Genomic DNA, 20429 nt, shown 5'->3' with positions numbered 1-20429 from the left:
CAATCGGTAGCTTGTTTTGACGATCGAGGCCGTCTGGTTTTTGATAGTTGGGGCTCTACTCGTCTTGATGGCCATTGGCCGAAAGATCGTAGAGCGCCTGCCGATGACCGGCGCAATGGTCTACCTTGTCGTCGGCTTCCTACTCGGTCCGGCGTGCGCAGGCTTGTTGAACATCGACCTCAAACGCGACGTTGCGCTTTTGCGCACGCTGACCGGGGCCGGTCTCGTCGTCTCGCTTTTCGCAATCGGGATGTATCTGCGAATCAAGCTGTCGGATCCGCTTTGGCGATTGACGCTGCGGCTTGCTGGCCCGGCGATGCTCATTACCATCGCCATCATGTTTGTTGCCGCTCGGTGGGGGCTCGGACTCGCCCTCGGTCCCGCGCTGCTCTTGGCGTCCGCGCTTGCACCAACGGATCCTGTCCTAGCCAACGAGCTGCGCGTCGAGCAGGCTGGCGACGAGGAGCCATTGCGGTTTGCCTTGTCGTCGGAAGGCGGTCTGAACGATGGTGCAGCCTCACCAATGGTCTACATCGCGCTCGCCCTTTCTGGGATCGAAAGCTTTGGCAGCAGCAATCCATGGACGTTTTCCCTCGCGATTGCCTGGGGACTGGTCAGCGCCGTCGTAATCGGCTGGGCGCTGGGCGCGGGTATCGTGGTTCTCGTGACCTGGCTTCGCACGCGGTATGACCACGCACTGGGCCTCGAAGGTTTTCTTGCGTTAGGACTGGTTGCATTGGCTTACGGAGCGACGCTGATCGTTGATGGCTACGCCTTTATCGCCGTGTTCGTCGCCGGTGTTGCGCTGCGCCGCCAAGAAATGAAGGCAACCGGCGAACAGCCACCGAATGAAGTGCTGGAGTCCGTCGAACGTGGGGAGCGTGAGGAAGCGGCCACGGATCCCGAACTGGCTCACGCCTACATTGCCGAGAACATGATGGGCTTCTCGGTGGAGGTCGAACGTTTCGTCGAGCTCGGGTTGATGGTCATCATCGGCAGCGTCGTGTCTGCGCACTGGCGCGAACTGATTCACTGGTCCGTTGCCTGGCCGGTCCTGTTTCTATTTGTCGTCGCGCGCCCGCTCGGCAGCAGTCTCTCTCTTATTGGCTCGTCGATGGATCGCCACCAGCGTTCACTCTCGGCATGGCTAGGACTGCGCGGTGTCAGCGCCTTCTACTATCTGCTTTTCGCGCTCGAGCGGGCTGGAAACGGCATAGCTGGCAAGCTCATGCCGATAATCTTGTTGGCCATCGTTCTATCCGTTTTTCTACATGGCACTACTGCCACGGTTCTGCTCGACCGCTACCTCAAAAGATGTGATTGAACGGGTATCTCAGTCGCTAATCCCGGGACGAAATCTGCGGTGCTTCCGCCTGTCCGGCTCGTCCGACTAAATTGAAAGCGTGCTGTAACATTACCAGATTGACAACCGCTCTAGATTCAAAACCCCACCTTCCCTTCGCTCGATGCCCCATTCCGTTGAAGTTACTGCCGCTGTCATCTTCGCAATTGCTCTGCTCCATACGTTCGCCGTAGCCCGAATCGAAACGCTTGGCCACCACTTTCCACGGCACTCAGGGATATTTCACTTCCTGGCTGAAGTCGAGGTCGTCTTCGGATTTTGGGCGCTGGTTCTGTGTCTCGTCATGTGGGCGCTTGTCGGGTCTAGGGCGACCGTCGGATACCTGGAGCATCGCGAATTTACCGAGGCGCTGTTCGTCTTCGTCATCATGGTCATCGCGGCAAGCCGACCGATTCTTGTCCTCGTAACGAACGTCGTTATGGGGCTCTCTCGCTTCTTGCCGCTGCGCGCAGAGGTTGCCGTGGTGTGGTTCTCGTTGTCCGCAATTCCGCTGCTGGGCTCCCTTGTTACCGAACCGGCCGCAATGACGCTCGCGGCGCTTCTCTTGCGGGACAGACTGTTCGCCGCTCCAGTACCCGAACGCGTTAAGTACTTCGGACTCGCGTTGCTCTTCGTGAACGTGTCGATCGGCGGCGTCATGACGGCGTACGCCGCACCACCGGTGCTGATGGTCGCAAGTGCCTGGGGCTGGAACACGGGTTTCATGGCTGCGACTTTCGGGTGGAAAGCAGCCCTTGCTGTCCTTTTCAATGCCACTGTGTTCGTCGCAATCGCTGCAAAAAGTGTCCCGTCGCGGCCGACGACCGAAGACACTGGCGATTTGCTATCGAAGCCCGTTCCAGTGGGCGTCACACTTGTTCACATCGGATTTCTCGGGCTGGTCGTCATGAACTCGCATCATGCCGTCGTCTTCGTCGGGGCGTTTCTGTTTTTCCTCGGCTACACGCAGGCATACGAGCGCCATCAATCGCCCCTCATGCTTCGCGAAAGCCTTCTCGTCGCTTTCTTTCTCGGCGGACTGGTGGTGCTCGGCGGACTGCAACAGTGGTGGCTGCAGCCGGTCGTGGGTTCGATGGACGCTCTTACCCTTTACTTCGGCGCGACGGGGCTAACGGCAGTGATGGATAATGCGGCCATCACTTATCTCGGCTCGCTCCTCCCTGGCTTGTCCGACAGCGCAAAATACCTATTGGTGGCCGGCGCCGTGACGGGCGGCGGACTGACCGTGATTGCCAACGCGCCTAATCCGGCCGGGTTGGCGATTCTCGGTAATCGATTTTCGGGAGGTGCGGTGAGTCCGCTGCGATTGCTCGGCGCTGCGTTGTTACCGACCATAACGGCGGGCATCGCATTCCTGATCCTGTGAAGGACCAGGTCATGCGCCGCGCTCCGGTTGCTCGGCTCAGTCCCGTGCCAAAGCAGGATCAAGCCCCGTGTCTGTCCCGTGCCTGTTGTGATCGAGGACGGCGTTATGTCAAGCCCACCCTCGAGCGACCCATGCCGATGATTGCTGTAGGTTCTGCTGACACCCGACGCTCCTGCGCGTCCCGACCGAAGTATGCGCATTTGAAGGGCGTTAAAAATTGCTCTGCAATCTTGGTGCCTGACTTTCCGGGCGAATGAAGCGACGCTGACTGCGCAAGTCGATTGACTGCGCCGCGCCTTCCCGACGCGTGGATGGGCCGGCGCCGCATCAACGCGCGATGGACGATATCCATCGGGGCATCGTTGAACAAGCAACATTGCAAGCCAGAATCCTGGTCGTGGCGACCGGCTGTTTCTCTACGACACTTTTGCCAGTGCAATAGAGTCATTCAGTCATTCACCTCCCGTTCTGTTGGCACATCTTTCTTAGACCGGATCTCGACAAGGCCGAGTGCATCGAGAATGCTCACCAGCTCTCCCTGCAGCATATGCATTGATTCCCGACCTATCTTCTCTTGACCAGGAACAACACGCTTACTCGCAAGCTCTGTAATTTCGATGGAAGCATGCGTTGCGAGCGCGGCGCTGAAGGTAAGCAGCGAAACAATTTCCTCTGGCGGCATCTCAAATTGTCCAGACCTACGGACTATCGATTGAAAGCTGTGGTGTACATAACCGTGAAGTGTTCTTTTTGACTCGGCCCACATGCCAAGCAGATCGTTGTAGCGCGCGACGCCTGAACGCTGCACGATCATCTTAATTGCACGTTCTAAATTGAGACTATCTTCGCCTCTTTGGAAACGCAAGAGTTCGGTATCGTCCGCCCATTGCAACCAAAGCCCACGGATCAGAGCTTCAACGGACGGGCGCATCAAGGCTGTGGCCGAACCGACGAGGCCATGCTGGACCAACAAGAGACAGGATTTCTGGTGCTCGTGAACTATCGAGAACGCTGTAGCTGCCATATGGTCTGGCTCAGGAGCGTGCAACTCGAGTCCGTAAAGTTTCTCTTCGCTCCAGGTTGCAACCTGCTGGGCAATTTGCAACGCATGCCGCACCCCAACGTGCTGCATGTACGGAGGCCATTTCTCGACATCAGTTGAGTTCATTCTTGAAGGAAAGTGATAGAGCTGCCGCCGACCAACTACACTGACCGGCGAACGCTACTCAGCAACGTCGTCCTCAATTCTTCGTCGCGCAATGAAGAGGCCACCGATCCATGCGTTTGGGTACCGTTGTCGAAGAACGGTCTTCATCGCGACAAAGTGACTCCCGGTGGTCAGGACGTCGTCCACCACGAGGATGCGCTGAGGAGCGGGATCGGCGATGCCCTCATTGATCCTGTAGAGCGCGATCAGGTCCTCGGCATGCATGCGGTCGCCTCCTCGTATCGCCGCCTGACTTGAAGCTTCGTAACTCCCCGCCTGCAGCACAAGTTGCCTGACGTCCGCATTCGTCCCCTCGGCCATATGAGCAAGGACCAGTTCAATTCGGTTGTCATACTCGGGATGATTGACTTCTTTTGAAGGAGGAACGGGAACGAACGTGACCGTCGCAAGCGCCTCTGCGTTCAACGCCTCGCGAAAGGCTAAGCCGGCACGACGAATATCTCGTTCTTTGTATTGGTATTCAGGACGCCCCCTTCTAGTGACCGACTTCTTGATGTTCAAGATCATGTCGTTCATGGGGCTGCAGCCATAGCCTCCGCGCGCCGTGTATTCCCCTTGGTAGAGACAAAAGTCGTCAGCCCTTAGGTAACGATGATCCCTTCGGGTTGCCTCATCAATTTGCAGGAGCCGCATTGCCGAGCCTGTTGAGAATGTCGTCGAAGTCCTTCACTCGGACTGCGCCTTTCTCTGCAAACTTCGCGGGCCAGGTGAGTTTTGGATTCTGAAAGCAGCTATCCAGAATGAAGAGTTGCCGGCCCTGATGTAAAGCGGCTCGCGCTTGCGTGAGCGTCCCCGAGGTCTCGCCGGCTTCAATGATGACCGTTGCATCGGAGAGCGCGGACATCGTCGCGTTCCGTTCCGGGAAAAAGAGGCGGTTTCCTCGGAACGTCTGCCGCGCATAGCGAAGGATGGGAACTTGACTCACAACGAGATACTCTTTGGCAATCCGGCGCTGCAAGTCCGCGTTTTCGCTCGGATAGGACTCCGTAATGGGTGTTCCGATGACCGCCACGGTCCGCCCGCCCGCTTCAATCGCGGTGGTATGCGCGATCGTATCCACGCCCCGCGCGAGCCCTGAAAAGATCGTGAAATCGTGTTTAACTAACAGTTTGACGAGCTTTTTCGCCCGTCTCGCGCCTTCATCGGACGGAGATCGCGTGCCCACGACGGCGACAGACTTGTGGGAGAAGGCCAGATCCTGCCATCCATTGAAGTACAAGAATTCCAACGGATACGCCGCATCCCGAAGCTTATTCGGATAGTCGGCCGTCCCGTGCACGCAGATGCCAAGATCATGAATCCCTGCCCGTTCGAGATGGTCCATCACCTGCGGAACCGTTTCATCGATGGTCTGAGCAGGGACGAGTTCGGAGGGCGTGGCGTTCGGATTCTGTCGGAATGTTTCCGCAATCGATTTGAACGATGCCCGATCGGATTGCCACAGCGCCTCGTAAGCGCCCATCTCTCGCAGGGGCTCAACCGGCGCGGCCGCGAGTAATGACTGGCCTAAGTCGAACGGCGTGCTCATGTGACTCCTCGTGCATTGTCATGGTACTGTATATACATACAGTATAAAGCATTCTGCTCATGGTCCCGGCGCATTTTCCGGGGCAGCGCAGTTGCGCGCTGGGGTTCGACCCGGGCCTTCAGCTGCACGTCCCTGCGTTATCACTGCCGACCTCCCAAAAATCTGGCGCTACCAGGTCCACCCGCAAAACTGATCGAAGATCGACTGAATCTCAGCCGGAGCATGATGATCAATGATACCGGCATGGTAGGCATGAGCCACCGCAGGAGGGTCGGCGGCAAGCGACGCCGCTGCGTACGCGTTCAGATCGATCGACGGCGTGATCTCCTGATACGCCGTGTTGATTGTCTTCAACCATGAATACAGCCGGACCTGACCACCGGCGGCCTCGATGAATGCGCGCGCGGCTTCCGAGCTGCACCCCGACGTGCAGAAGTCATCGACGACCAGGACGCGTTTGCCCGCAAGTTTGAGGTTGGTCTTGTTGGGCTGGTCGCGCAAATTTCGATGCGGTTTCGGTTGCAAGTGGATCGTGTTCAATTGCGTGATGAACCTGCGGTCCGCCGCTTTCGTGTATTGGCTCTTCGGGGCTTCGCGATGCCGGATGATTAAGTCGTGATAGTAGGATTTACCGAAGCACTTTCCGAGTCGTGCCAGTGTCGCTGACACGCCGTGTATATCCGGATCCGAATCGGGTTTGTGGCCAGGATAGCTGCAAATATAGTCGACGCCCTGCAGAAGTCCGGCAAAGTACAACGACGACACGGTGAAATAAAACCAGAAGTCAGGATGCCCCTGCCCGTGCTTCGCGAACGCTCGAGCGTCACCGCCGAAGACAGCGAACCGCTCGTTCATCGTTGAGAAGGGCCCCCCGGCGCTGACGTCGAGGTTACCGTGCTGCACGCGCCAGAAAATCGGATGCTGCCTGAGCGCAAAGACAAAACAGAACCGCGCTAACTCGCCCACACTCGCGACGGGAAAGCCGTATTCCATCTGCTGCGCGTACCAGTCTGGTCGCACTAGGATGAATTGGTTCTGAACGCCCGCGCGCATGTCGTCGGTCATTCCGCCGACGAGTACCGTCTCGTGGGTCTGCACCCCGTAGCGTTGCAATATGGGCGCCGCAGAGTTCTGAAGGACGCGAGCAGGGCTGCGATCGACGCCTGCTCCATGGACAGGGACGTCGATGCCGGCGATCTGGGAAAAGTATTGGCGCAACGGAACGCCACCCACGGTCCAATTTCGATTGGACCACAGGACAGTCCTGACGCCGCGGGCATCCAACTCTCGGACCAAACGGCCCAACTCTGCAGCGATTTTCCCGTTGATCTGATTACCATGCGCAAGCGTTCCACCGACACTCACCAGCAAGAGCTTCAAACTCATTCCGTCGCTCCGAACAAATCACCTTGCCGCGCGAAAAAGGCGGTCTTTGCATGCGCCTCGGCAGGTGGCTCCTGCCCCCCGGCCAGCGTGCCGCGCAATGCGTCGGTGAATTCGGTGTGCTCGGCGGGAACGTTGAACGACATGTCCGCTTGGCCGTGATCATCGCTGAACGTTCGACCCGTAGAGACTAGGTTAATCGTGGGTCGGCCAAGCTTCTTCGCGAATCTGATCGTGTGCGCCGTGCCTGACGCGCGCTTCCACTCCGGCGCGACGACGCAATTCGAAAGGGCGGCCTGCAAGCGGTTGCGCCAGACGAACGCCTCCGCGCTGGGTGCCTCACTGGGAAGGTACTCGGAAATCAGCACGCCTCCTGCGTCGACGATCTTATCGGCCAAGTCCGCGTTCTTAGCGGGATACACCCTCAGGAGACCGTTCGCCAACACAGAGATGTTCTTCACGCCGGAGTGAAGCGCCCATTCGTGGGCGATTTCGTCAACGCCCTTGGCCAGTCCACTGACCAGGCAGGCGTCGAGCGCGCGCACCGTTGCGACCGCATATTTCGCCAAGAACGCCCCTTCATCAGATGGGGATCGCGTGCCGACGACCCCCACGTTGAACGCGCTCAGCAGTTGAACGTCTCCCCGGTAGAAAAACCAGAGTGGGCGCAAATTTTCATCAAGGTCTTCGAATCGCTTCGGATAGTTGGGATCGCCTGCACGAACCAGATGGATGCCCCGATTTCGGATGTTTGCTGCGGCAACCGTACCCATCCGAAGCACGTGAGAATGGACGTCGTGGGTGAGGGGTTCATCCGACAGACGGCGAATGAACTTCGACGCGCCCTCCGTCGCAAATCCTTCGGCAACGGCGTCAACCCCGCCGTACCCGCGAAGGGTCTTGAAGCCCACCCCTTTAAGTTGAGCCAAACCTAGAAATATTGTCGTAGCTTCTTCGAGCGGTAGCATCGCTAACTCATTACATTCATTTGTCGCGTTGGGTGACGCCAACGAAGTCAGCGCTTCGCGCGTAATAGCCAGCCACCTCTTCCAGCATTCGGATTCGTTCCGCCCGCACGTAGATCGAGGTCGTCTGCAGAGAGGCATGACCCAGCACCTTCTGCACCACGTCGATCGGTACTTCATTGGCCACGGATTGCGTTCCGAACGTAGGTCGCATCGCATGCGCGGTGACTGAGCCGAGCGTCGCCCGCTCGTCTGACGTGAGATTTTCCATGGTCTCGACAAGGGCCGTCAACATGCGCGCCATCAACCGATTGATGCCATCGGCGGTGTAACCGGCTTCGCTCTGCGAACCCGGCTGTCTGCTTCGGTGACGCCGCCGCGATGCGTCCGTTGACGGGATCACGATGGGTGCGAGCAAAGGACCCTGAGGCATCGCCCCGTCCGCTACGCCGTCGAAGTCACTGCGTCGATCGGCCCAATGCACACGCAACGCCGAGAGGGTCGCGGCGCTCACTGGCACGGCCCGCTCGCGCAGCCCCTTGCCGATCACCGTCAACTCCCACACAGCGACGCCGCCTGTCGTAACTTGGGACGGACGCAAATGCTCTCGACGCGCGGAGGCCGCCTCCTCACGCCGCAGACCGGAATCGCCCATCAGTAAGATGGCTGCGCGCAGGGCGCGCCATTGCTTCGCCCCCGCGGCTGCCGATCGCGTATCGAGCTCGTCGCGCAACTTGCGCCACAGTTCGGCTGGCAATGCCCGCTCGATCTTCATTGCGCTCGCGCGCTTGACGACGACCGGATCGTTGACTGCCGTCCATGGGTTACCTGCCAAATAGCGCACATCGACCCACCAGGCGAACGCCGTCTGCAGTACCCGAACGGTATAACGCTGCGAGTCGGGCGAAAGCGTCGCGGACAGCGATGCGGCACCGTCGGCGGCCGCAGAGGCGTTGGGCAAGGCAAACGGTCGCCACCGCGGCGAGTGCCGCGGGAAGCGCTCGCCGACAAAGCGCGGATCGGGGCTTTTCAAAAAGTCCTTGTAGGCCTCGCAGTCGTCCACGCGCAGATCACTCAGCGCCTTGCCGCGCAAGACGACCGCCCATAACAGGAAGCGTTCGAGCTCCTTGGTGTACGCCCGCAGCGTTTTAGGCTGATCGCGAAAGCGGTTCAGATACGCGCGCACTGCATCGAGATCGTGGTTCGCCTGGATATAACAGAAGGCCGTCGAACGATTTTCGCCATGCGCGCCGGAGAGCGCGTGCGGCACGGCGAGACGCTCGAGCGGCGCAAGAACGAGGCGACTCGTCAGCCGGCTTGCACATTCCGGGCTGCCGCCTGGACCGCCGCCGCTCGGGACGCCGCTTGGGCCGCTTCCCGTCACCTTGGCGGCCGGCACCACTTCGACCAGTTCGGCCGCGATCAGCGGCACGCCGTCCCGTTCCTCGGAGTCGACGTCTGCTTCGATCGTTAGTTGCAGTGATACGTGCTGCTTGCGCAGCCAGCTCACGATCGCGCGCGCCCGGCCCGGGCCGATGCGCGGAATCGAGCGCCACCAGCTGCCGCCGCGTCGGTTGCAGAAGGCCACCAGTTCACCGAGCGTCTGGATGCCCTCGCCTTTCAGCCGACGCGCCACGCGCGGCCGCAGCCAAGCACTGATGGCGTGATCGGCCCGCGGCGGCAATGCGGCCAACTGCGCCGCCTCGGTCACCATGCGGAAGGTGACCGCCGTCAGCGACGGGCGCCCGTGCTGACGGATCGACGCGCGCAGATGATCGGCGAGCGCCGTCGAGCCGTGCGCGAGCGCCAGCGCCACCAGTGCGTCGAGCATCGTGTTGAGATGCCGCTCCATCGCACCAGGCGTTGCCGCGTGCGCATCCTCGTCGGGATCGTAGTAAGTGCGCGCGATCACCGCGGGCGCGATGCGCTGCACGTACGCGCGCAGCGCCGTGAAATCCTTGGTCGTGTAACGGCGCTCGAGGGCAAGTGATTCGGTGAGCTTCTCCGGGGGGCGTGCGGTCTTGGCGGTGAGCTTTTCCGGGGCAGCCTTGGAGCGAGCTTCGGAGGGTGCTTTTTGGGCCGACCGAGCCGAGGCGTCATGCTGATCGTGCCGATCTTGCTGACTGTGCTTAGGCATCGTCGCACTCTCCGTCCTCCGATTCGAGCGGCGGCTCGGGCGGCTTCGGTGGCATCGGTTGCCTCCGTGGCCTCGGCGGCAACGATCTCCGCGCGACCCGCGCCAGCAGTGCCCGCGCTTGCACCAGAAAGGTCTCAGGAAATTGCTCGCACAGCGTCTCGAACAGCGGCCGCGCTTCCTGCAGGCGCGCAGCGACGCCGCCGACGGATCCCCCACCGATTCGAGTCCCATAACGCTGCAAGCCCCGGCCCGGGCGATCGCCGAACACCGTCTGCTGCAGGACGACCACGGCACCGCATTCCGCCAAGCGCTGGCGCACCCCACTGAAGTCATCGCGAAACACCGCGACGCCGTAGGTCTGCACCAGCGCGGTCAGTACCATGAGTTCGGCGCGGTCCAGCGTCGGCGGCACCGGGAAGGTCACCCCGTGGGCGGCATAGCGAATGGCAATCGTGCGGCGGCTCGCGGTGACGACCTGTTCGAGCTCATGCAAAAGACGCGTGACGTACGCATCCGGCAGCTCGTCGTAGGCGTCGCCCGAGCCGTCGTCCGGTTCGCGGTCCGGTTCGTGGTCCGGTTTACGGTCCGCGTTGGGGTCATCCGGCGGAAAGCCTTGTGCCACGGCGCGCTCTCCTCTCTTGTAAATCAGAATTCGTGAATTTTACCCCTGAAACGCTATCCCGATAATATTACATTATCAGGCTTTCGAACCAGATAGATTTGATTAATTAGAGCAAAATAAGCACCCTTCAATTGCCATGCGACGGAGACGTAATGGCCTCAACGGAAGAAAGTTGCATTGCGCGACCACTTCCGCTCGGGCACATGGCATGCATCACGTTTTTCACCCGTCGTCGCATCATCGATATTTGAAGGGCACTGTCCGGTGGCGAAATCAACGAAAAGCGAAGGTGGCCGACTGCGAACGTCGGTTGAAAGTCCTGACTGCCAGGCGCAACAACAAGATGGCAAGTTCAACGCACGCATACGTGCGCGGAAATACGATCAAGTTCTATGACTGGCTTCACGAGGCGTCTGCCGAGAGCCTGCCGTCGGGACCAGCAGTGTGGATCTGCGGCGATTGCCATACCGGCAATCTCGGTCCAATTGCCGATGCCAACGGTCGAATCGAGGTACAGATCAGAGATCTGGATCAGACCGTCATCGGTAATCCGGTGCATGATCTGATTCGTCTCGGATTGTCCCTCGCCACCGCGGCGCGCAGTTCAGCGCTGCCAGGCGTTACGACGATCAATATGATTGAAGCCTTGTTCGCGGGCTATACGGAAACGTTCGACGAGAAATGCAACCTCGATGAGGAAATCAGACGCCCAGAGGTCGTGCGCATCGTGATGCGCGAAGCCGTTCGTCGTTCATGGAAACATCTAGCGCGCGAAAGACTAGACGACACGCAGCCGACCATTCCGTTTGGCAAGCGGTTCTGGCCGATCACCAAAGACGAACGTGGCGAAATTGAAGCGCTTTTTGAGAAAAAAACTGTCGCCGATCTAGCGACGAGTCTGCGGGGCCGCTCGAATACCGGTAACGTCACCGTATTGGACGCCGCCTACTGGGTCAAAGGCTGCAGCTCCCTCGGACGTCTTCGGTACGCCGTTCTACTCGATGTCGACGGGGGCGTAGTCGAAGGCGACGATCTTTGCCTCATCGACATTAAGGAAGCCGTCAAGGCTGCGGCACCCGGCTATGCCAACACCGCAATGCCGCGCGACAACGCCGAACGTGTCGTGGAAGGCGCCCGTAATCTCTCCCCGCACCTCGGCAAGCGAATGCGCGCGGCCGATCTTCAAGGCAAACCAGTCATTCTCCGCGAGTTGCTGCCGCAGGATTTGAAGCTAGAAATAGAGCAGATCGGGCAAACCGAGGCGATGAACCTGGCGCGCTATCTGGCGCGCATCGTCGGCCAGGCGCACGCGCGGCAAATGGACCGAGCAACGCGACGGAGCTGGCTCACTGATCTCAGACGGGGCAATACACGTTCAATGGATGCCCCACTATGGCTGTGGCATAGCATCGTCGATCTGGTGGGAAGCCACGAGGTCGGATACCTCGAACACTGCCGGCGCTACGCCATATCGGCGGCATGAATTGGGAAAAATCGGTCCGCCCTTTCCTGCTTCACCTGTGAGGCTGCACTGGGCCTTTTGCCCTCCCGTCTGCGCAACCGCTGCACCGTTGACCGGCAAAGCGACGGCTAGCGCGGCCACCGTACTTTGCGTCGCTTCATTTTCGTGTCCACATAATCGTACGTACGTCACGTGCAAGGACGCTTCGTCTATTGTCGACGCCATGCTGCTGTTGCTGCTGGCAAACGCTTGCAACGACTGCCGTTAGAATGGATTGCTCGTAAATGAACGCCTGCACAAGACCAATTCATGCACGTTGCTCCAATGCCGCCCGACGAGGCAGAACGCCTGCGCGTCTTGCACGGATTATCGATTCTCGATACACCTGCCGAAGAAGCATTCGATCGCATCACGCGTGTGCTCGCACACATGCTCAGCGTGCCAATAGCGCTGGTCTCGCTGGTCGACGAACATCGGCAGTGGTTCAAATCGCGGGTCGGCGTGGATGCCTGCGAGACGTCGCGAGAGGTCGCTTTTTGCACGCAGATGGCGCAAGACGTAACGGCTCGTAAGCAGGCCGAGCGGCAACTCATCGCGCAGGCAATGCGTGATCCGCTCACCGGATTGCCAAACCGACGTGCATTGACCGGGCATCTGGCGCAACACCTTGCGTCTGACCGTGCAACGCGTCAAGCGCTGGCCCTGTTCTTTCTCGACCTGATGGCTTCAAGCCGGTCAATGATGCATACGGCCATGAGACAGGCGATGAGTTGTTACGACAGGTCGCCCAGCGCCTCACGGACACGGTGCGCAAGAGCGATTTTACGAGCCGTCTTGCAGGCGACGAATTCGTTGTCGTGAGTCACGGCGTGACCGATGAGACGGCCGCCAGCGGCATTGCCGAATCCATCTGCATCCCGCTGAGTAGGCCATTTTGCCTGACTGATCATGAGGTCACGATTGCGACGAGCGTGGGCGTTGTTCTGTGCAACGCTCAAACGCCAACGACGCCGGACAGGCTCCTGGCGACGGCCGACAAAGCAATGTACGAAGCCAAACGAGAAGGAAGAAACAGTTATCGCTATGGCTCACTCGACGCCGCAGCGTCTGCGCGCTGATGCTCGTTGTCGAGCGCAGCGACCAGGACTGATATAAAGCCCCGTGTGCGCGGCCAGCCGAGCGGTGGCCGCGTCACTCGCCGCTCGAGGAACACTATCACCGTTGCCGATACGCCGTTACTGCATCGGGGTGAATGCTGCGGCCGAACGCAGGGATTGGGCGCGGCGAGGCCCTCATCGAGCTTTTACTGGATGTCTCCGGCCAAGGCGGCCAGCCGCAGACTTGATGGTCCGGTCCATGCAGCGTCTGCGGACATTGCAGCACAACGCGTTTGGGCAGCGTCCTTGGCCTGAAGTTCATCAAACCGCTGGCTTACTCCGCGAAGAGGTCCGGACCGAAAACCTCATAGTGGATTCTTGATTCAGGGACGTCTAGCTGCCGCAAAGCATCATGCTGTAGCCGCATGAAGGGAATCGGGCCGCAAATGTAGTAGTCGGCATCCGGTAACAAGAGGAGGTCTTTGATCTCGCTGAGGTTGATAAAGCCCTTGCGATCGAAATCGACGCCTTGTACGTCGCCCGCCAAAGGATCATCGTAGTACACAACAGCCTTGAAATCGGGATACGTGGCGACTGTCTGTTTGAGTCGGTCGCGCATCGCATGGACGTTACTGTTGCGGGCGCCGTGGATGAAAACGACCTGTCGCTGTGGATTCTGGATGGCGCGCTTGAGCATGCTCACCATCGGCGTAAGCCCGACACCGCCACTGATTAGCACCAGCGGGGTTGCCGCATTGACATCGATGTAGAAAGTCCCGTACGGTGCGGCCAGCTTGACTTCGTCGCCGACGTTGACGTGATCGTGCAGCAGCGACGAGACCTGTCCGGGTGGCCGCGTTGCATCGCCCTCTTCCCGTTTGACGGAGATTCGGTAGCTGCGCCCATTAGGCATATCGGACAGGCTGTATTGACGGATTTGTTGAAGGCCGAGCGCGGGCACGTTCACAGCAATACTGATGTACTGTCCCGGTTCGAAATTCGGCACTGGTTGCCCATCGACGGGCTCCAGAATGAAGGACGTAATGACGCTGCTTTCGGCGCGCTTTTCCTTCACGACGAACTTCCGCCACCCGTTCCAGCCGCCCAGTGCACTTGCAGAGCGCTCACGGAGCTCGCTTTCCATGCCCATCAGGACGTCAGCCAGATTTCCATAGGCTTGCGCCCACGCGGAAATGATCTCGTCCGTTGCAGCGTCGCCCAGCACGTCCTTGATCGCCCCCAGGAGGTGCTCACCCACAATGGGGTAGTGCTCGGGTCGCACATCGAGGCTAGCGTGCTTGTTTGCGATGTTCTTTAGTCGAGCGAGCGCTTGCTGCTGCTCGCCTCGCTCCTGATGGGTCATGTTGAAAACGTTCCTGAGCTCCGGATGAGCTTCGAAGAGTCTCGTATAGAAGCGCTTGATGATTGGATATCCATGCTCGGCGAGCACGGGTGCCGTCGCCTTGACAATGTCCTTGGTTTTCTGTGTAAGCATCTTCGGTATCCTAGGAGCACGACCGTAACCCACCCGCAGCAATCACCATACCGGTTGACCGCCATTTTCTCGACGTCCAGACATGGCGCTGCCACAACTCACTTGTTCGCAGGCATGGTGACGATTAGCGTTGAGGCCGCTTCAGCCGAAATCGTTCGTGTTGTTCCACGGGACGGCCATCCCGTGATTGCCTGCCTTCGATCACATGGGGCGGGCAAACCGTAGAAACAGCGCTTTTGAAAACGGTCTGTAGGCCGGTGGGAGACTGCAGTAAGAGGACACGTTTATCGAACGACGTCAGTTGGCCAGTCAGCTTGATTCCATTAACCAAAAAGACCCAAACCACTTTCCTTTCGATCACAAGGGCATCCAGGAAGGCGGACTGCGCGTCGTCGACATTAGCGTACATGACTCCTTCTCCTGTCTTTTTTGGTTTTGAGCCGCGCTAGCGGTTCGCTCCGCCGTTCTCGTCGCCGTTTTCCCCTTGTCGTCGGATCATAGCGCGTTGTCGCCAGCCCATGCGCCACCGCGCGCGTCCGATACGTGACGTATATCGCGCAACAATTTGGCTGGTATGGCGCCGTCACTTTTACTTTCACCGTCCACTTACGACGACGCGCGGGAGAGCGCGGTCGTTGCGTCCTCTGTTCGCCGGTACCAGCGAGTCGGCATGTCTATTGCGACCAGTCAGGACCATCCTCGCAACGACTCAACGGAGAACGATCATGCGACTTTTAACGACCAAAGACGGCCTACCACGGCTGTCGTGGGGGTCCATCATCGCGGGAGTCATCCTCTCGATGATTGTCTATCTGACCATGAGTGCGCTCGGCACCGCCATCGGTGCATCGCTGCTGGCGCCGCTGTCGAAGCCCGACCCGTTGCACGGCTTTGGCTTCGGCTCGGGCGTCTGGGTCATCGTGACAACGGTGTTCGCCGTGTTCGTCGGCTCCTACTTCGCCGGGCGGTGCGCCCCTGTGCTTGGATGGCTACACGGCTTGCTGTCGTGGGCCGTCATGACACTGCTGATTGTCTATGGGATGACGTCGCTGATCACCGGTGCTGTGAGCACGGCAAGTAGCATCGCCGCGACCGGCGCCCAAGTCGGGGCGACTGCGGCTAATCAACCGGGCAGCAGCAATCAGCTGATCGATTCGGCGAAGCAGCAGGTGCAAGCTACAGTGGCCTCGGCAGCCTCCGCGGCATCCGGCCCCGAGGCGGAACAGAACGCTCGCCAAGCGGCGGATACGGCTGCGCGCGGCGTCGCGCGTGCGAGCTGGTTCTCGTTCGCTGCACTGGTCGTCGGCGCGATCATCGCGATCGTGTCGGGCGGCGCCGGTTTTCGCCATCAACCGCCGTTCGAGGAAAGCGGCGGCGCCGCGGCGGATCGAGATCCCGCACTGCCTCGTAACCGGGCCGCCGCGCATAGTGGCCGGCTGTGAGCGGCCTCGTGGCACGCCGCGCTCGCGCATGGAGGAATCGATGAATTCAGAGAAAGCCGCACCAAACCCCGCCGCGTCAGGCGTCTCACAAGATGAAGTCCGTCTTTCTGCCGTCCAGGAGGAGCTTGAGGTCGGCGTCAGGACGACGGAGACGGGAGCGGTGCGCGTACGCAAGGTTGTCCATGAAGAGATGGAACCCGTGACGATGCGCCTGCGCGAGCAGCATGTTGAGGTCAAGCACGTACCTGTTAATCGCCCGGTCGAGGAACGCGCGGAGCCGCGCCGGGACGGCGACACATTAATCATTCCCATTTACGAATATGTGCCGGTCGTCACGATGCAACTGACGTTGAAAGAAGAGGTACACATCAAGACGACAGAGACAGAACGCGACGTCGTGCGTCAAGTCCTGACGCATGCCGAGGAACTGGTAGTTGAGCGGCGCGACGGCCCCGATGGCCAGTGGAAGCCTGATCCGCCCTCTCGTTGAGCTGCACTGGAACGGAGGTTGCGTTCGCTCTCACACGCGCTTCACTTTCGGCTTGCGCAAGCCCTTTATCCGGAGATGCCACAATGACTCAGACGATTATCGGTGTATTCGATACCTTCCAGGATGCGGAGCGCGCCCAGACGCGGCTCGAGGCAGAAGGCATCGCACGCACGGACATGCGCGTGCATTCGAATGACGAGCGTTCGACCCTGTCCACTGATCCAGCTGTGGACAGCGCAGCAGCGGGCCGTCCCGCTGGCGAAGTCCATGAAGGAGCGATGGCCAGGATTGAGCATTTCTTCAAGAATCTTTTCGGCGACAGCGATCGACCGGAAGAGATTGGTCATTATCAAGAAGCCGTGCGGCGTGGCAGTGCCCTCTTGTCGGTAGACGTGGTGAATGAATCCGAGACGGAACGCGTGCGTGATGCGCTGTATGCGGCCGGCGCGGTCGACATCGATTCGCGCGTCGCTCAATGGCGCAACACGGGCTATACCAACTATGACCGCGACGCGCCCGCCTACACGGCGGACCAGATCGCGGAAGAGCGGAAGGCGTTTCCGGTCGTGCAGGAATCGCTGGAAGTCGGCAAACGATCCGTGCAAACGGGTGGCGTGCGAGTCTACTCCCGCCTGACCGAGACGCCAGTCAGCGAGTCGGTGAACCTGCGCGAAGAACACGCGAATATCGAGCGCCGCGCTGTGGACCGGCCCGCGACCGCCGCCGATCTGCGCGAGGGTTCCGTTGAGATCAAGGAAACTGCGGAAGAAGCTGTCGTCGCCAAGACCGCCCGCGTAGTTGAGGAAGTGGTGGTCGGCAAGGAAGCATCCAACCGCACCGAGACAGTCACAGATACCGTCCGCGGCACCCAAGTGGAAGTCGAGCGCACGCCCGGTTCCCGAGATGCCTCCGTCGACGTTTCCAGCACCAAAAAGACGACGCCCGAATAAGCCCTACCGATGCAGCATTGCGATCGCCTGGTTCAGGCGACCGGGCGATCTGACTCTCGCCTTTATCCGCTTCAGATGTCGGCACCCACGATGCGATGTTCTTCGGACCGGCAACTCCTGCACGACCGTGTGGCGTGTCTGACATTTCCTTTCAAACGACGTTCATCGAGTTTTTAAAGGAGCCAGTCAATGTTTCAGTACCCCGGTTATTTCGCTTACCAGATTCCGTCCCTCGCGCGCGCCAACTTGCAGACGCTTCTCAACGTCACGGGGCGCTTCGCGAGCGGTCTGCAAGCGCTGACGGAACTGAACGTACAGACAGTCCACAAGGTAGTCGAGGAAAGCAACACGCTACTGCGCGCGGGGGACGAGGCGGACGCAGGCAACGTGCTTGGTTGGCAGTCCATCATGTTCGCCCAGTTCCCCCAGAAGGCCGCTTCCTACGGCCAGCACGTGATGTCGATTATCACGTCAACCCAAGACGACATAGTTGGCGAAGTCCGCGGCCAGTATGAGCGTAACGGCGTCACATTCAGTGAGGCGGCAAAGGTCGCCGCGAGCGACGGGCAGTCAGACGTCCAATCGTCGAGCGATCTCATCACGAACCTCGCCGACTCCGCGACCGACGCCGTACCCGAAACGGGCGGCACCATACTGGATGCGAACGGCGAAATCGCAAAGACAACCACGCGCGCACCCGCCAAGCGTTCAGCCTGATACGACGAGCTGCATGAGGCCGCAATCGAGAGGCTTCATGCGGCATGGCGCTGCCAAAGACCGATGGGCGCGCGCCGCACGACGCATCGCGGATTTAACGATTCGCTTTCTAATCTTCGCTTAGGTTCTATGCGACGCCAGGAATGGCGAATGCAGTGTTCCTGACGCGGCCAATGGATCGCCCGTTGCGTCTGCGTGCGGATCCGAGCGCACGCTGATTTACTTCAAAGAGACGAAATGAATAACTTTGATCCGCTTGCGTCGGCACAGGCCGCGCTATTTTCGCTGTTCACCGGCGGACCGCTGTGGTTGGCGACGCATTTTTTCGTGGAGCCCCAGACGACCGCCCAAAGCGGGAAGCCGGATCATTCCCGGGCCCCGATCGACGCGAGCAAGGACGCAGCGCCGCTGGAGCGGTCGCGCCCCGCGATTGCGCCTTCTTGCGGGCGACACGGGCTGGCGGCTACGAATGGGCCGCAATGGTTGAGCAATCGCTTCGAGCATGGCGGCCATACCCACCGGTTCAAACTTTACGTCCCGAGTGTCTATCACGGCCAGCCGTTACCGATGATCGTGATGCTGCACGGCGCACACCAAGACCCCGACGACTTCGCAGCCGGCACAGAAATGAACGAAGCCGCAGAGGCGCACGGCTATATCGTCGCCTATCCGGAGCAGTCGGAGAGCACCAATCTGCTTCGATGTTGGCACTGGTTCCGCCCCAGCGACCAGGCGCGTGAGTCCGGCGAAACCTCGATGATCGCGGCCCTTACTCGGGAGGTCATTGCGGCCTACCACGTCGACCCAACACAGGTCTATGTGGCGGGCATGTCGGCTGGCGGCGCCATGGCGGTCAATCTCGCCGTCACCCATCCAGATCTGTACGCGGCCGCAGCGGTCCACTCGGGCGTCGCCTTCGGCGTGGCCGATGAGGCATTCTCTGCGCTTTGTGCGATGAATGATGGGATGAGTAAGGTGCGCCTGCCCGCACGTTTGCCTGAAGGTCTCCAACACCGCGTCGTGCCGCTCATCGTCTTTCACGGCGACGCCGACGAAATCGTGCATCCGCGTAATAGCGATCAAATCGTCGCGATGCGCGCACTCTTGCATGGCGACTGCAGCGCGTCGCTTGAACCTTCTTCAACTTACGTGGAGAAAACGAAGAACGGCTACGCGTACACGTGTTGTGTCTTTCGTGATGAGAATAGACGCCCCGTCGGCGAGCAATGGCTTGTCCACGGACTGGGTCATGCCTGATCCGGAGGGAACATCGAAGGCACGTACACCGACCCTTGCGGTCCGCATGCAACGAGCGAAATGGTTCGATTCTTCAATCAATTTGCGCTTGGCACCTAAGTCCTTTGGGTGCGTCCGAGCGGACCAGTCGCATTCGGGCTCGGCCAAGAAACTCGAGCCACTTCTTCCGACACCCGCTGTTTCTCGGCCTGCACGTAGATGGTTGTCGTTTGCAGCGACGTATGGCCCAGCCTTCTGCATCACATCGATGGGTACCTCGTCCGCGACCGATTACGTGCCGAGCGTGTGGCGAAAGGCATGCGCATTCACGCGGCCCTGCCGTGTAGCTGGCTACGTCCTCGCGCGATGGAGCGCGAAGGCTGTCCAGGTGTCATCGAGATCGTCGCGATCGACGGGCTTGCTCGGAAACAACATGACAGGAGGCAACGTGAGCATCCTCGACGATCTATGCAAAGATTCCGACCTTAGGGCCAAGGTTGAAGAAGCTGTCAAGTCGTTCTTTGAGGATCATCAGGAGGAGTTCGCCGGTCTCAATGATGGGACCTTCGATGGGCCCGTGCAGCAACACGGTTACTAGCGTCGACGAGGTTAAACCGGACATGGTGAACGGCTTGACAGCCACCGTCATGGTTTCTGGCGACGTATCGCTCGACGTCCAATACCTGGACGAGGAAGGCGATGATCGAGATGCGACGATCGAGGGGAATCGAACCCGATGCCTTTGAGCAGGACGTGTTGCACACGGCTCGCAAACTAGCGGTTGATGGCCATCTGAAAATCGCGTTGTTCAAGCTTCATGAACTGCTGGAGAGCGGCGAATCAGCCTTAGAAAAAGTACCCGCGGAATAGAGACTTCGTTCGATTTATGATCCGGACGTTTCAGGAAGTGCTTGTACGCCTCGTGGGGCCAGCAGCATGCGGTGTCGG

The 20429-nt window shown here is 59.8% G+C and carries 19 protein-coding genes and 1 pseudogene; 11 read left to right on the top strand and 9 right to left on the bottom strand.

All coding sequences use genetic code 11. The features are described 5' to 3' along the window. Positions 1-16 precede the first annotated feature (16 nt). Both QCE69_RS37590 and QCE69_RS37585 read left to right on the top strand, forming a co-directional pair. On the top strand, positions 17-1324 hold the full coding sequence (locus tag QCE69_RS37590) for a cation:proton antiporter (protein ID WP_309935912.1): 1308 nt from the start codon (positions 17-19) through the stop codon (positions 1322-1324). Between the two features lie 142 nt (positions 1325-1466). Next, positions 1467-2729, top strand: coding sequence for a putative Na+/H+ antiporter (locus tag QCE69_RS37585; RefSeq protein ID WP_309935911.1), 1263 nt, complete (start codon positions 1467-1469; stop codon positions 2727-2729). A 448-nt stretch (positions 2730-3177) separates the two neighbouring features. Here QCE69_RS37585 and QCE69_RS37580 read toward each other — a convergent pair whose 3' ends face one another. The 7 genes from QCE69_RS37580 to QCE69_RS37550 form a co-directional block, all read right to left on the bottom strand. Continuing rightward, positions 3178-3861 (bottom strand): DUF6988 family protein, encoded by a 684-nt coding sequence (locus QCE69_RS37580; RefSeq protein ID WP_309911390.1) that lies wholly within the window; start codon positions 3859-3861, stop codon positions 3178-3180. A gap of 90 nt (positions 3862-3951) precedes the next feature. Then, positions 3952-4473 (bottom strand): hypothetical protein, encoded by a 522-nt coding sequence (locus QCE69_RS37575; protein WP_309911392.1) that lies wholly within the window; start codon positions 4471-4473, stop codon positions 3952-3954. Between the two features lie 97 nt (positions 4474-4570). Then, complete coding sequence (locus QCE69_RS37570) at positions 4571-5485, bottom strand: DNA-processing protein DprA (protein ID WP_309911394.1); 915 nt, start codon at positions 5483-5485, stop codon at positions 4571-4573. Between the two features lie 168 nt (positions 5486-5653). Then, a complete protein-coding gene (locus tag QCE69_RS37565; protein ID WP_309935910.1) occupies positions 5654-6871 on the bottom strand; it encodes a phosphoribosyltransferase in 1218 nt (405 codons plus the stop codon). Then, on the bottom strand, positions 6868-7836 hold the full coding sequence (locus tag QCE69_RS37560; protein WP_309911398.1) for a DNA-processing protein DprA: 969 nt from the start codon (positions 7834-7836) through the stop codon (positions 6868-6870). Before QCE69_RS37560 ends, QCE69_RS37565 begins: the two co-directional genes overlap by 4 nt. Positions 7837-7852: 16 nt before the next feature. Beyond that, positions 7853-9970 (bottom strand): site-specific integrase, encoded by a 2118-nt coding sequence (locus QCE69_RS37555; protein ID WP_309935909.1) that lies wholly within the window; start codon positions 9968-9970, stop codon positions 7853-7855. Then, positions 9963-10592 carry a hypothetical protein gene (locus QCE69_RS37550; RefSeq protein WP_309935908.1) on the bottom strand — a complete coding sequence of 210 codons (630 nt, stop codon included), beginning with the start codon at positions 10590-10592 and terminating at the stop codon, positions 9963-9965. Before QCE69_RS37550 ends, QCE69_RS37555 begins: the two co-directional genes overlap by 8 nt. 289 nt (positions 10593-10881) lie before the next feature. Between QCE69_RS37550 and QCE69_RS37545 the strand changes: the two genes are divergently transcribed. Together QCE69_RS37545 and QCE69_RS37540 are read left to right on the top strand one after the other, a co-directional pair. Then, positions 10882-12075: a DUF2252 domain-containing protein gene (locus QCE69_RS37545; protein ID WP_309911404.1), complete on the top strand. Its 1194-nt coding sequence runs from the start codon at positions 10882-10884 to the stop codon at positions 12073-12075. Positions 12076-12363: 288 nt separating this feature from the next. Beyond that, a pseudogene (locus QCE69_RS37540) lies at positions 12364-13172 on the top strand (diguanylate cyclase domain-containing protein). 313 nt (positions 13173-13485) lie between these two features. Here the strand turns inward: QCE69_RS37540 and hmpA are convergent. Next, positions 13486-14646: an NO-inducible flavohemoprotein gene (gene hmpA, locus QCE69_RS37530; protein WP_309911407.1), complete on the bottom strand. Its 1161-nt coding sequence runs from the start codon at positions 14644-14646 to the stop codon at positions 13486-13488. Positions 14647-14770: 124 nt separating this feature from the next. Next, positions 14771-15055: an RNA chaperone Hfq gene (locus QCE69_RS37525; protein ID WP_309911409.1), complete on the bottom strand. Its 285-nt coding sequence runs from the start codon at positions 15053-15055 to the stop codon at positions 14771-14773. A gap of 316 nt (positions 15056-15371) precedes the next feature. On the opposite strand from QCE69_RS37525, the gene QCE69_RS37520 reads away from it, so the two are divergent. The 7 genes from QCE69_RS37520 to QCE69_RS37490 all read left to right on the top strand — a co-directional run bounded on the left by QCE69_RS37520 (position 15372) and on the right by QCE69_RS37490 (position 20351). Continuing rightward, entirely contained in the window at positions 15372-16088 is a 717-nt protein-coding gene (locus tag QCE69_RS37520; RefSeq protein ID WP_309911411.1) for a hypothetical protein, read from the top strand. A 40-nt stretch (positions 16089-16128) separates the two neighbouring features. After that, positions 16129-16578: a YsnF/AvaK domain-containing protein gene (locus QCE69_RS37515; protein WP_309911413.1), complete on the top strand. Its 450-nt coding sequence runs from the start codon at positions 16129-16131 to the stop codon at positions 16576-16578. 83 nt (positions 16579-16661) lie between these two features. After that, positions 16662-17528, top strand: a complete 867-nt coding sequence (locus tag QCE69_RS37510) for a YsnF/AvaK domain-containing protein (RefSeq protein ID WP_309935905.1) — start codon at positions 16662-16664, stop codon at positions 17526-17528. Positions 17529-17717: 189 nt separating this feature from the next. Then, the gene (locus tag QCE69_RS37505; protein ID WP_309935904.1) at positions 17718-18245 is read left to right on the top strand and encodes a phasin family protein; all 528 of its coding nucleotides are present in this window, start codon (positions 17718-17720) and stop codon (positions 18243-18245) included. A gap of 237 nt (positions 18246-18482) precedes the next feature. Beyond that, entirely contained in the window at positions 18483-19502 is a 1020-nt protein-coding gene (locus QCE69_RS37500; RefSeq protein ID WP_309935903.1) for a PHB depolymerase family esterase, read from the top strand. Between the two features lie 427 nt (positions 19503-19929). After that, positions 19930-20079: a hypothetical protein gene (locus QCE69_RS37495; RefSeq protein WP_309911419.1), complete on the top strand. Its 150-nt coding sequence runs from the start codon at positions 19930-19932 to the stop codon at positions 20077-20079. A 101-nt stretch (positions 20080-20180) separates the two neighbouring features. After that, entirely contained in the window at positions 20181-20351 is a 171-nt protein-coding gene (locus QCE69_RS37490; protein ID WP_309911420.1) for a hypothetical protein, read from the top strand. The last annotated feature ends 78 nt before the right edge of the window (positions 20352-20429 follow it).

The sequence above is a fragment of the Caballeronia sp. LZ032 genome (assembly GCF_031451315.1).
GTDB lineage: Bacteria > Pseudomonadota > Gammaproteobacteria > Burkholderiales > Burkholderiaceae > Caballeronia.
The sequence above is the reverse complement of the archived record's forward strand: the minus strand, read 5'-3'. Positions and strand labels throughout refer to the sequence as shown.